Source organism: Novosphingobium acidiphilum DSM 19966 (genome assembly GCF_000429005.1).
Taxonomy (GTDB): Bacteria; Pseudomonadota; Alphaproteobacteria; order Sphingomonadales; family Sphingomonadaceae; genus Novosphingobium; species Novosphingobium acidiphilum.
The window spans coordinates 103,239-116,561 of record NZ_AUBA01000002.1; the positions used below are offsets into that span (position 1 = coordinate 103,239).

The following is a 13,323-nucleotide window of genomic DNA, read 5'->3' on the forward strand; positions in this document are numbered from 1 at the left end:
GCTCAGCCCAACGCGCGGACGCTGGCGTCGACGTAAAACTGCTTGAACGCGTCAACCAGCTTTTCCTCGACCGAATAAACCCCCTGGGCATAGCCGTCGCTGGTGATCCCGCGATGGTTCACCGCCGACAGATAGCTGTCCTGCCCGTTGGTCGCGCGCCATACTGCCGCAAGATTGTCGGGATCGTAATCCACCCCTTCGACCGCATCTTCGTGCACCAGCCAGCTGGTACGCAACAGCGTCTTGTCGGGGCCCAGCGGGGTCAGCGAAAACGTCACGACATGGTCGTTGCAGAAATGGTGCCAGCTGTTGGGCTGGGTCCAGACCGACAGGCTGGACTGTTCGGTCAGCCCGTGCTGCCAGATCGGCACCTGGCTGGCCGGTTTGCCATCCAGCGTCTGCGACACCGCGCCGTGCGCCAGCGGCAGGCGTGCCACGCGGTGCCAGCCGGTCTGACCGTTCTCTTCGGGAAATTCGATCAGTTCGTGAAACACCCCCAGGTCGCGCCAGTGCTGACGCTGCGCCTCGAGCATGGCATCGAACGCCGCATCGTCGACCACGTCGGCTTCGCCATCTTCGGGCAGGCCTTTGCCAAACCCGTAGGTCGACAACGATTTCAGCAGCTCGGGATGGTTCTGGTCGCAGTGATAGCACTCGCGATTGTTTTCCATCACCAGCTTCCAGTTGGCCGGCTCGATCAGGTCGTCTTGAACCGCGACTTTCATTGCGTCGAGGTTGTACAGGCTGACCTGCTCGGCGATGTCGGCCTTGGCACGGCCGAATGGCGGCGGCGTGTCCGACAGACAGACGAACAGCAGACCGGCGACATTTTCGATGGCCACCGGCGCCAGCCCGTGTTCGGCCTTGTCAAATCCTTCGGGCATGTTGCGCGCGGCCAGCAGCTTGCCATCCAGCCCATAGGTCCAGAAATGGTAGGGGCAGATCAGCCGCGGCGCATTGCCGCTCGATGCTTCGCAAACCCGCGCGCCGCGATGGCGGCAGGTGTTGTGAAACGCGCGGATTTCGCCATCGCGCCCGCGCACGATGATCACCTGGTTGTGACCCAGTTCAAAGATGAACCAGTCGCCGGGCTTTTTGGCATGCGCCACGGTTCCGGCATACAACCAGACCGATTTGAGCATGACCTCGACATCGAAGCGATAAGCCTCTTCACCGACATAAAGGTCGCGCGGCAGGGTGTATCCGGGCCGGTTCTGGTCCAGCAGACGGGCAATGGCATCGAACTGTTGCATCGGATCAGCTCCGCAATGCGTGGTTTTCCGGGTCATAGGGCGAATCTGGGATCACCACGGCCTTGTGCACAGTGCCGAGGATCGAAATCTCGAGCTCGGTGCCTGGCGTCGCGTGTTCGGGTGCAACCATTGCCAGCGCCAGGCTTTTGTCCACGCGCGCGCCATAGCCGCCCGACGTGGCGCGGCCAACCAGCGCGCCATCGCGGTAGATCGGTTCGGACCCGCGCGCATCGGCATCGGTTACATCAAACACTTCGAGCGTTACCAACTGCCATTTCAGCCCGGCCTCCTTGGCCGCGATGATCCCGTCGCGGCCCTTGTAGGCCGGCTTTTTCATGCTGACGAAACGATCGAGCCCGCTTTCCAGCGCGTTGTATTCGATCGACAGTTCGCGCGGGATCAGCTTGTAGCTCTTTTCCAGCGCCATCGCGGTCATCGCACGAATGCCGAACGGCTTGATGTCGAATTCCGCGCCCGCCGCCATCAACGTGTCGAAAATGTAGTTCTGCATTTCGATCGGGTGGTGGATTTCCCAACCCAGTTCACCGATGAAATTCACCCGCAGCGCATCGACCCGCGCCGCGCCGACCGAGATCGACTGACCGGTCAGCCACGGAAACGCGGCATTCGACAGATCGGTGCGCGTCACTTTGGCCAGCACATCGCGCGCACGCGGCCCGGCCAGCACGAGCACACCCATCGCCGTGGTCAGGCGTTCGAACCGCACCGAGCCGTCGGCGGGCAAGGCCTTGACCAGATAATCCTGATCGTGACGCTCCATCGCGCCGGCCGAGACCAGATAATAGCTTTGCGGCCCCTTCTTGTAGACGGTGAATTCGGCGCGCACGCCGCCGGCATCGGTCAACAGATACGACAAAGACAGCTTGCCGATCTTTTTGGGCACCACGTTGGACAGCAGGCCGTTCAGCCAGTCTTCGGCGCCAGGGCCCGAGATCAGGCACTTGGCAAAGGCGCTCATGTCCTGGATGCCGACCTTTTCCGACACATGGCGGCATTCCGCGCCAACAAAATCGAAATAGTTCGACCGGCGGAACGACCACTTTTCGCGGATCGCCTCGCCCGCCACATCAGGGTGGTTGTGGTTCAGGATGACGTCGGCACGATCGAGATCGGCGTCGGTCAGTTCATACCCCTGCGGCGCAAACCAGTTCGGCCGTTCCCAGCCGAACACGCTGCCGAACACCGCGCCCAGCGCCTTCATCCGGTCATAGCACGGGGTGCGGCGCAGCGCGCGCCCGGCTTCGCGTTCTTCATCGGGGTAATGGATCGAGAACACCTTGGCATAGGCCTCCTCGTTCTTTTCGATCAGGTAGCCTTCGCCCGCATAATCGCCAAAGCGGCGCGGATCGACGCCCATCATGTCGATCGTCGGCTCGCCATTGACGATCCATTCGGCCAGCTGCCACCCGGCGCCGCCTGCGGCAGTGATGCCGAACGAATGGCCTTCGTTGAGCCAGAAGTTTGTCCTGTCCCACGCCGGTCCGACAATGGGCGAACCATCGGGGGTGTATGCGATCGCACCGTTGTAGACTTTCTTGACGCCCACTTCGCCAAACGCGGGCACGCGCGCCATGGCCGACAGGATATAGGGCTCAAGCCGTTCCAGCGCGTCGGGGAACAGTTCGTATTCGCTGTTGGCCGCAGGGCCCTTCACATAGCATGCGGGCGCGCCGACTTCATACGGCCCGAGCAGCAGGCCGCCGGCCTCTTCGCGCATGTACCAGCTGGCATCGGATTCGCGCAGCACGCCCATTTCGGGCAGGCCCTGGCGCTTGCGCTCCATGATCGCGGGGTGCTGTTCGGTGACGATATACTGGTGTTCGACCGGCACCACCGGGATATCGAGGCCGACCATTTCGCCGGTCTGGCGGGCAAAGCTGCCCGTGGCCGAAACCACGTGTTCGCAGGTGATCTCGCCCTGGTCGGTGGTGACCACCCATTCGCCATTGGTCTTCTGCGTGATGCCGGTGACCGTGGTGTTGCGATAGATCGTGGCGCCGCGCTGACGCGCGCCCTTGGCCAGCGCCTGGGTCAGGTCGGCGGGCTGGATATAGCCGTCAGCCGGATGCTGGATCGCGCCCAGGATATTGTCGGTCTCGACCAGCGGCCAGATCTCGCGCACCTGTTCGGGGGTCAGCCAGTTGACCTCGACCCCGATCGTTTTAGCCACGCCCGCGTAATAGCGGTATTCGTCCATGCGGTCGGGGCTTGTCGCCAGGCGGATGTTCGACACATTGGAAAAGCCCACATTCAGCCCGGTTTCCGCCTCGAGCGAAGGGTAGAAATCGACCGAATACTGGTGCAGCTTGCCCACCGAATAGCTGAGGTTGAACAGCGGCAGCAACCCGGCGGCGTGCCAGGTGGAGCCCGAGGTCAGTTCCTTGCGCTCGATCAGGACGACATCCGACCAGCCCAGCTTGGCCAGGTGATACAGCGTGCTGACGCCGACCACTCCGCCACCAATCACCACCACGCGTGCTGTCGTTTTCATGCTTGCCCCTCAGGCCTGTCGATCCGGATAGAAACCGCGATATGCCAGTTTCACGACGCATGCGCCAAGTGAACGCATGGCCATACGAAACACTAATGTCGAATATCAGCCAAACTTAACCCAATGCGCGACGGGCGCCATGGCCCGAAGCCATCGCGCCCATCGTCGAACCGCCGATTCGGCCCACCTGCCATGCCCCCGACGGGGCACGGCAGGCAAGGCGTCAGAAATGATAACGCGCGTTCACACCCCAGGTGCGCGGTTTGCCGTAAATGCCTTCGGTCGATCCGAAATACAGCGAACCGTCATAGGCATAGATGCGATAGGCGTGGTTGAAGACATTGTTGACATAGAACGCCAGATCAATCGGGCTGTCCTTTGGCGTGAACGAAATCCGCGCGTTTTCGACATGATAGCCCGGCTCCTGCTCAACCGGCGCGCACATCACGGTAAAGCACATGTGCGACTGGTACAGGCTGTCGGCCTGCACCGCCGCCAGACCGCCCATGGCGGCGAATTCGTAGCGGATCAGCGCGTTGCCCGACCAGTGCGGCGCCTGCGGCAGATCGTGGGTAACGACGGTCGCGCCATCGGGCAGCAAAACATCGTGCACATGGCTTTCTTCCCATGATCCCGCCAGGTTGAGCGTCAGCCCCGGGATCGGGTGCGAGGTGAATTCGGCCTCGACCCCACCGGCGACCGCGGGCAGATTGCGGATTTCCTGCGTGTACCCGACCTGCACAAACGCCTGATAGTTGTGATAATCGTAATAATAGGCCGCCACGTTCAGGCTTGAATGCCCCGGCAGGCTGGCCTTGATACCCACTTCATAGTCATCGAGCACTTCGGGACGGAACGCGATCCCGTTGATCGTGTCATAGACCGCCTGCCCCAGCGTCGGGGTGCCGGTCGAGAAGGTAAAGCCACCCGATTTCGAACCGCGGTTGTAGCTGGCATAAAGCAGCGTGCCGACCGACGGCTTGTAATCCAGTTCGGCCCGCGCGGTCACACCCGAAAAGGTCGGCCGCGCCGCCGAAGGCGATGCGGTGATCGATCCGCCGGCTGCGGCGGTGGTGCCGGTGGGATCGTTGAACGAAATGCCGTCAGGGCAATAATGGATCGAAAAGCCCGACCAATATTCCTGCCCGTTATAGCAACCGACTTTGTGATCGTTCCAGTAGCGCGCACCCAGGATCAGTTTCCACTGATCGTCGAACTTGTATTCGTCCTGGGCAAACACCGCCAGGCTGCGGGTGTGCTGATAGAACTGCACCTGCGGATCATATTCATCGAACGGCGTGGCGTATTGCGCACCAAAATGGCTTTCGATCGCCATGCCGAACGCGCCCACCACCAGATAGTTCTTGCCGAAGGTGGTCGCCGCGCGCAGCTCTTCGGAAATCTGGTTGGTCCGGTCCTTTTGCGAGAAGATCGTGCCCGGGGCATAACAGGTGACCGACGCAATGCCGGGGCACGGGCCTGGGGTATATGTCGCGCCCTGCACATAGGGAAATTCGGGCTGATTGTCGCCCATCTCGTTGTAGAACTTGTTGACGTACTGATAGTCGGTGACCGAGGTCAGATCGAACAGCCCCAGCTTGGCATCCATGCGATAGCTTGCGCCAAAGAACTGGCGCTCGACGCCCGGGTTGCCGGTGGCGGCGATCGACCAGGGATCACCCCCCTGCCAGGCGATGACCGACGGGTTGGTATAGCCTGTGGCCATCGCGCCCGGCGTGTTGCCATTGTACGCGCTCCAATAGCTGCACACCTGGTTGGCGGGCAGATTGACGCCCTGGAAATTGGCATTGGGGCATGACGGTGACAGCGTGTACATCGCCGCCTGCCGCTCGTGATCGGCCTCGGTATACCGCAAGGTCAGCTTGGCGGTGAAATCGGACGACGGCGACCATTTGAATATGCCGCGCAAGGCCCAGTGATTGTTGGCGCCGCGATTGGGCTGCCCGGGGATCACGTCCTTGATATAGCCGTCATCGCGGTCATAGATGCCCGAAATGCGCGCGTCGAAATCCTTGGCCAGCTGCCCCTGCAAGGCACCTTCCAGCAGGGTCTGGTTGAAGCTGCCATACGTCGCCGACAGGAAACCCTCGGTGACGTCGCGCGGCTGGGTCGAAATGAACTGTACCGCGCCGCCTGTGGCATTGCGGCCGAACAGCGTGCCCTGCGGCCCGCGCAGTGCCTCGGTCCGGGCAAGGTCGAAGATCGGAAAACCGGCAGTGGCCATCGACGAGGCATAGCTGTCGTCCTGGTAGACCGCGACGGGGGGTTCCTGTTCATCGCCGTAATCGTTCTGCGCAACCCCGCGCATGTTGAACACCACCTGCGACGAGGCATAGGCATTGAAACGCAAGTTGGGGATCGCGCGCACGATATCGGTGGCGTTGGTGATATTCAGGTTCTTGATCGTTTCCTTGTCGAGCACCGTGATCGCGATGCCGACATCCTTCAGCTTCTGTTCGCGGCGCTGCGCCGTCACGACGATGTCGGCATTGACAGGGGCGGACGCGGCTTCGGGCTGCGGCGTGGCTGAAACGGCGGCTTGCGCGATCGCCACACCCGGCGCCATGCCCTGCAGCGCACCCCCGGCCAAAAGCGAAACAAGCAACGCGCGACGCGCCACGGATGAATGGCGCGCAGCCGCGCCCTGCATGGTGCTGATCATGGAAAGTTCCCTTTCATAGGCACCCGCAACCGCCTGCGACGGCCACGCGGATGCGCGTCTCCCTGGACGGGAACGCTGCCAAAAATGGGCCCAACGGGCAAGTGAATCCACACGGGTTCTGCCGGAAAACAGCGGGATAAGCACCGCTACGAATTCACGAAAAACCTATTTTAATCATAAATTTAACCAAGCTCTGCCACGGCACCCTGCATTACTCATACTAATGTTTCTCATAAATTATTGGCGTGTCACGCAGCGTTTCGCGCCCGTCCCCGGCATGCGTTGCAATCAGTTTTATTAATCCCGCCAGCCGATTTTGACTGATACCCTGCGGAACGATGATCCATTTTTGCAAACATCTGTTTTTGTTGATTTTCTGCGCATAGCATGCGCGTCAGCGGGCGAAACGTCGCCTGAAAAAGTTTCTCCACGCTTAAAAAGATTTACTCCAAGGGTTGTTAGACGCACCCGCATCAGGCAATTTCGGCAGGTAACAGCGGGGCGTCGCATCCTGGCCGCGACGCCGCCCGGGTGCACACTATGGGGAGCAGTTCATGACCAAGACAGCGCATGTGGGTGCAACGGGTTGCATGGCCGATGGCGCGCGCGCCGGTTCGCCGCGCCCGAAGATTGCGGCTGCTCTTCTGGCTGGCGCAGCGCTGGCGGCATTCGCGCCGGACGCAGCATGGGCGGACCCCGCCGCCCCGGCCGCCGAAGCCGCGGCGCAGCCGGCCGGGCCAGCCGACATCGTGGTGACCGCACAGCGCCGCGAACAAAAGCTGAAAGACGTCGGCATCGCCATTACCGTGCTCGACAAGGAAACCATTCACGACCTCAACATCACCAATGCCACCGACGTGGTGCGGGCGATCCCCAATTTGCGTTACAACGCCTATGCGTCGAGCCAGGTGGTCTACAACATGCGCGGCGTGTCGATGACGTCGTATGGTGACGAGCAGGAACCGCCGATCGCCGTCTATCAGGACGACAGCTATTCCTCGTCGATGTCGACCGCCGGCTTTCCGATATTCGACCTGGCGCGCACCGAAGCGCTGCGCGGCCCCCAGGGCACATTGTTCGGTCGCAACGCCACCGGTGGTGCAATCCAGTTCATTTCAACCCAGCCCAAAGACAAGACCGAAGGGTATTTGTCGGCAACATATGGCCGGTTCAACGAAACCATTCTTGAAGGCGCGTTGCAGGGCCAGGTCGCCAAGGATCTGGATGTGCGCGTATCGGGGATCTACGACCGCGACGATGGCTATATCAAGAACATCGTGCCCGGCCAGGGCGACCGCGGCGGCGCGCATCACTGGGCGCTGCGCAGCATCATGAAGTGGACCCCTTCGTCCGATTTCACCGCCAAACTGACCTTGCGCTATACCGAGACCGATCACGAACGGCAGGGCGCGATGTATTCGTTTTCGCCGTCATGCCCCAATGCACAGTTTCAGGGCGTGGATCTTCCGGCAAATGTGGTCTGCCCATACTGGGCGCCAAACTCCAGCTACAATCTGCCCGGCTATGCAGCTTCGCCCGGCTTTGGCACCAATGTCACCCCCGGCGCGATGGGCACCGGTTTTAACGGTCAGGTCAACGGCACCAATGTCAACATTCTGACCGGCGGCAACCCGTGGACGATCGCTGCCACGGGCAATCCCGGGATCGACCGCCAGTTTTTTGGCGCGACCTACCGCATGGATGCCAAACTGGGCCTGTTCGACGTAACCTCGATCACCGATTATCAGTACATCAACAAGTTCTATAACGAACTCGGCGACAGCCAGCCCGAATTTGCCTATGTGCAGGGCGCAACCTACACCCCCGGCCCCTGCCCCGGCGCAGCGTCGGTCACCTGCTATGCACCGGGCACGATCTTCAACCAGCGGTTCAAATCGAACCAGGTTTCGCAAGAAGTGCGCGCCGCCACCAGCTTTGGCCAAAACTATCTGGTGTTCGGCGCGTTTGGCATGTCGATCGAAAGCCATTTTCACGCGCAATACGCTACGCCGTTTGATGAATACGATCCGCAGGTGCAGTTTTATCAGCAAACCCGCAGTTATGCGTTCTTTGCGCAGGATGAATACAAGTTCAACGATCAATTCAAATTCATTGCTGGTGCACGCTATTGGCATGATCACAAATTGGGCTGCTACAACGGCGCAGAATACTGGACCGGCTTCACGATCCATTATTGCCCCGACGGCGTGTCGTACAACGACCCGACCGGCGCCAGCCAGGCCACCGGATCGACCATCACCGCAACCGGAGCCGACGCCAGCGCAAACTACAGCGGCGTGACCGCGCGCGCCGAACTCGATTACAAACCCACGGTCGACACGTTGATCTATGCCGCGTTCAACCGCGGATCGAAATCGGGCGGGTTCAGCTTTTCAACCGGCACGCCAACCCCGGGCCAGGCGGTCTATGATACGCTGAACGGCATTGCCTTCCGCCCCGAAGTGCTCAACGATTACGAAGTGGGCATCAAGACCAGCCTGCCTGCCCATTCGTCGTTGAACCTTGTCGGCTATTATTACGATTACCAGAACTATCAGGCGTTTGCCCAGGTGGGCTATGTGCAGGAAATCCGCAACCTGCCTGCCAAAGCCAAAGGGATCGAGGCCGAATTCAGCACGCATCCGGTTATCGGCCTGACGTTCAATCTGACCGGCGCATGGGAATCAAGCCATGTGCCCAATGTGCTGCTGCCCGATGGCGTAACGACCGTGACCCACGATCTTCCGCAGACCCCGCACTGGTCGGGCAATGCGCTGATCCGTTATGAATTTGCGCTGGCGGGCGGGATGGCCATGCTTCAGGCCGACGCGCTGTACCAGTCACACATGTGCTTTACGCTGCTGTGCGCACCGGTCGAACAGGAACCGGGCTACAGCGTCGAAAACGCGCGGATCGGCTTTACCCCCAAGGACAGCAATGTCGATCTGGCGTTTTACGTGAACAATATCTTCAATCACGCCTATCGCATCTATGCCTATGACGGTTCGCTCTATTCGGGCGCAACGCAATCGACCTTTGCCCGGCCGCGCACCTGGGGGATCAACGTGCGCTATCATTTCTGACCGCCTGCAATTGCGCATGGTTGCCCTGCCCCGGCCCGGTCTTCCGCTGGCCGGGGCTGTGCATTGTGGTGCATAACGATGGCTAATGCCCGCGATAGGCGCTTGCCATCGACAATATTCCGACGGACACATTCGACCATGTCACACACGAATCTTCGCAAGGCCGCAACCGGCCTGGTTTCCGTTTTGGCGCTGTGCAGCGCGATCGTTCTGCCCGGGTCAGCCACGCATGCCGGCATGCCCGACCTGTCGTCGGCGGCGTATCCGGTGGCGGCCGACCAATGGCCCTATGTGGGCGGGGACCAGGCCGGCACGTGGTTTTCGTCGCTGACCGACATCAACGACGGCAATGCGGCGCAGTTGGGTCTGGCCTGGTCGTATGACATGGGCACCGAACGCGGGCAGGAGGCATCGCCGCTCGTGATCGGCGGGGTGATGTATACCTCGGGCGTGTGGGGCATTGTCTATGCGCTGGATGCCGCCAGCGGCAAATTGCTGTGGCAGTTCGATCCGGGGATCGACCCGATGTCGGCGCGCAATGCCTGCTGCGACACGGTCAATCGCGGCGTCGCCTATCGCGACGGGGTGGTGTTTGTGGCCTCCGAAGATGGCCGGCTGCACGCGCTCGATGCCAAAACCGGCACGGAAAAGTGGACCGCCGACACGATCATCAACCGCAAACAGGCCTATGCCTCGACCGGCGCGGTGCTGCTGACCGGCGATGCCGTGGTGATCGGCAATTCGGGATCGGATCTCGGCGATGGGTCGTCGCGTGGCTATATCTCGGCCTGGGATATCAGGACGGGCAAATTCAAGTGGCGCTTTTTCACCGTGCCGCCCGCCCCCGATCAGCCTTACGAGCACCCCGAACTGGCCATGGCGGCCAAATCGTGGGGGCCCAATCGCGACGGCAAGTACCAGAACGGCGGCGCGGTGTGGGACGGCCTGTCCTACGATCCGCAGACCGACCAGATCGTGTTCGGCACCGCCAATGCATCGCCCTATCTGCGCGTCAAGGACGGCAGCGAGCGGCACGATGACCTGTTCAACGCCTCGATCATCGCGGTCAATGCGCGCAACGGGCACATGAACTGGTACTATCAGGAAACACCCGGCGACAGCTGGGACTATGACGCGGTGCAGAAGTTTGTTTTTGCCAACCTGCCGATTGGCGGCACTCCGCGTCGCGTGGTGATGCAGGCGTCGAAGAACGGGTTCTATTACACGCTCGATCTCAAGAGCGGCAAATTGCTTGCCGCCGATGCCTTTACGTATGTCAACTGGGCCAAGGGCGTCGATCTGGTTACCGGCCGGCCGCAGTTCACCGAGGTGGCCGACTATTCGCACAAGCCGAAAAACGTCTACCCGTCGTGGGCGGGCGGCCACACCTGGAACCCGATGTCGTTCAGCCCGAAGACCGGGCTGGTCTATATCCCCTCGCTCGATGTGCCCAACGTGATCTTCAACATGGCGCACAACGGCGGCGCGCTGGCGCATCTTGAAGGGTTTTTCAACGCCGACGGGGTGATCCCCGATGAAACCTACGACACCGCGGGCTTCAAACGGCTGTTCGGGGCGCTGCCCGAAAAATCCGAACTGCAGAAGGAACGCCCCGGCACCAAGCTGGTACGCGAAATCCTGAAGGCCTGGGACCCGGTCACGCGCAAAGTGGTGTGGCAACAGGTCACGTCCGAAGGCAACCGCGGCTATGACGGCGGCGTCTTGTCAACCGCGGGCAATATCGTCGTGCAGGGCCGCGGCGACGGCACCTTGTGGGTCTACAACGCCACCACCGGCCAACCGATTACCAAGCTGCAGACCGGCAGCCATATCATGGCCGCGCCGATGACCTACAAAGTCGGCGGTGTCCAGTATATCGCGGTGCAGGTCGGCTATGGCGGGTCGGGCATCAGTTTCCCGATTCCGCCGTCGAGCGCGGCCTATCTCAACCAGAACACCAATCGCATCCTGGTGTTCAAGCTGGGCGGCGGGCCGGTGCCGCCCCCCGACAAGCGCGTCAATCCGTTCGATTATCCCGAACCACCGGCGTCTACCGCGACCACGGCGATGATCGCGCATGGCGAGGAAAAGTTTACCGAGTATTGTTCGCGCTGCCACGGTTTCGGCCCGGGCGTCGCGCCCGACCTGTCGCGCCTGCCGCCCGAAATCCATTCGATGTTCAACGATATCGTGCTCAAAGGCGCACTGGCACAGCTGGGCATGGCGCCGCTCGACGATCTTGTCACCAAGGATGATGTCGAAGCGATCCATGCCTACTTGATCGATCAGCAGCGTCAGGGCTACGACGCGCAACACAAGAAGACCGCCAGCAGATAAAAGCTGTTCTGGCCCGGGGGGATCATCAAAGCCGCATGTCACACGACGCAAAACTCGCCCATTCGCTCAAGCCGCGTCATGTGACGATGATTTCGATCGGTGGCATCATCGGTGCCGGGATTTTTGTCGGGTCGAGCACGGCCATCCGCATCGCCGGCCCGGCTGTGCTGGGCACCTATTTCCTGTGCGGGCTGCTGGTCTTTGTGATCATGCGCATGCTGGGTGAAATGGCGATGGCGCGCCCAGGCGTGGGTTCGTTCACCGGGTATACCTCGCTGGGCCTGGGGCCATGGGCCGGCTTCACCAATGCCTGGCTCTATTACTATTTCTGGGTAACGACGATCGCGTTCGAGGCGCTGGCGGGCGCAGACATGCTGGCCACGGTGATCCACCTGCCCGCCGCCGTGCTGGCCGCCGGGCTGATCGCGGTGATGACCGGGGTCAACCTGCTGTCGGTCAAGACCTATGGCGAATTCGAGCTGTGGTTTGCCAGTTTCAAGGTGGTTACGATCATCGGCTTCATCGCGCTGGGGCTTGGCTATATCTTTGGCTTTGGCCCCGGGCCCGGCGCGCTGGCGCATCAGATAGCGAGCCACGGCGGCTTTGCCCCCGAAGGCTTTGGCGCGGTGTTCCTGGCGGTGCCCACGGTGATCTTTTCGATGATGGGCAGCGAAGTTGCGACGATCGCGGCGGTGGAAACCGAGGACCCGGCGACCAACGTGGTGCGTTCGGCGCGCACCGTGGCGCTGCGCATCATGTTCTTCTACATCGGATCGATCGCGGTGATCCTGGCGATCCTGCCGTGGTCCGCAGCGGTCGAGGGCGAATCCCCGTTCATTGCCGCGCTCGGCGTGGTGCACGTGCCTTATGCCGAACGGGTGATCACCGCGGTCGTGTTCACCGCGATCGTGTCGTGCCTCAATTCCGCGATCTATGTCACCAGCCGCATGCTGTATGAAATGGGCCAGCGCGGCGATGGTCCGGCGTTCTTCGCCAAGACTTCGTCGCGCAAAGTGCCCGACCGGGGCATCCTGATTTCGGCATTGCTGGGCTTTGCCGTCGTCATCACGGCGATCATTTCGCGCAAGGGCATCTATGCCTTTCTGCTGCAATCGGCGGGCGCCACGATCCTGTTTGTCTATCTGCTGATCATCCTGTCGCAGATCCGGTTGCGCCGCCGGCTGGAAGCCGCAGGCGAAACGCTGCCGGTCAGAGTCTGGGCGTTTCCTTATATCAGCATCGCCGCCGCCACCGGCATTGTTGCGGTGCTGGTGATGATGCTGGTGATGAAGGACCAGCGCACCGAAGTCGAACTGTCGGCGGGGGTGTTTGTGCTGTGTGTCGCGATCTACAGCCTGTTTATCCACCGCACGCGCAGCGCCGCAGCCTTGCCCGGCGTGGCCTGATCCCATCGCGAAAACGATTGCACAAGGCGCGTCGGTGCTTGGCACCGAC

The 13,323-nt window shown here is 61.4% G+C and carries 6 protein-coding genes; 3 read left to right on the plus strand and 3 right to left on the minus strand.

Translation table 11 applies throughout. The features are described from left to right. Window positions 1-2: 2 nt before the first annotated feature. The 3 genes from G404_RS0102000 to G404_RS0102010 form a co-directional block, all read right to left on the minus strand. Window positions 3-1,253 (minus strand): aromatic ring-hydroxylating oxygenase subunit alpha, encoded by a 1,251-nt coding sequence (locus G404_RS0102000; protein WP_028639601.1) that lies wholly within the window; start codon window positions 1,251-1,253, stop codon window positions 3-5. 4 nt (window positions 1,254-1,257) lie between these two features. Next, a complete protein-coding gene (locus G404_RS0102005) occupies window positions 1,258-3,765 on the minus strand; it encodes a GcvT family protein (protein WP_028639602.1) in 2,508 nt (835 codons plus the stop codon). A 223-nt stretch (window positions 3,766-3,988) separates the two neighbouring features. Beyond that, window positions 3,989-6,448: a TonB-dependent receptor gene (locus G404_RS0102010; RefSeq protein ID WP_028639603.1), complete on the minus strand. Its 2,460-nt coding sequence runs from the start codon at window positions 6,446-6,448 to the stop codon at window positions 3,989-3,991. 554 nt (window positions 6,449-7,002) lie between these two features. On the opposite strand from G404_RS0102010, the gene G404_RS0102015 reads away from it, so the two are divergent. The 3 genes from G404_RS0102015 to G404_RS17755 all read left to right on the plus strand — a co-directional run bounded on the left by G404_RS0102015 (window position 7,003) and on the right by G404_RS17755 (window position 13,274). Next, a complete protein-coding gene (locus tag G404_RS0102015; RefSeq protein ID WP_051280036.1) occupies window positions 7,003-9,531 on the plus strand; it encodes a TonB-dependent receptor in 2,529 nt (842 codons plus the stop codon). 138 nt (window positions 9,532-9,669) lie between these two features. Beyond that, a complete protein-coding gene (locus G404_RS0102020) occupies window positions 9,670-11,868 on the plus strand; it encodes a PQQ-dependent dehydrogenase, methanol/ethanol family (protein WP_028639605.1) in 2,199 nt (732 codons plus the stop codon). A gap of 35 nt (window positions 11,869-11,903) precedes the next feature. Continuing rightward, a complete protein-coding gene (locus G404_RS17755) occupies window positions 11,904-13,274 on the plus strand; it encodes an amino acid permease (RefSeq protein ID WP_036520023.1) in 1,371 nt (456 codons plus the stop codon). Window positions 13,275-13,323 lie beyond the last annotated feature (49 nt).

What these genes read in the sequence shown, in the direction of transcription:
- G404_RS0102010 (WP_028639603.1), bottom strand. Translation starts at nt 6,448, where the DNA reads ATGATCAGCACCATGCAGGGCGCGGCTGCGCGCCATTCATCCGTGGCG.
- G404_RS0102000 (WP_028639601.1), bottom strand. Translation starts at nt 1,253, where the DNA reads ATGCAACAGTTCGATGCCATTGCCCGTCTGCTGGACCAGAACCGGCCC.
- G404_RS0102020 (WP_028639605.1), top strand. Translation starts at nt 9,670, where the DNA reads ATGTCACACACGAATCTTCGCAAGGCCGCAACCGGCCTGGTTTCCGTT.
- G404_RS0102015 (WP_051280036.1), top strand. Translation starts at nt 7,003, where the DNA reads ATGACCAAGACAGCGCATGTGGGTGCAACGGGTTGCATGGCCGATGGC.
- G404_RS0102005 (WP_028639602.1), bottom strand. Translation starts at nt 3,765, where the DNA reads ATGAAAACGACAGCACGCGTGGTGGTGATTGGTGGCGGAGTGGTCGGC.
- G404_RS17755 (WP_036520023.1), top strand. Translation starts at nt 11,904, where the DNA reads ATGTCACACGACGCAAAACTCGCCCATTCGCTCAAGCCGCGTCATGTG.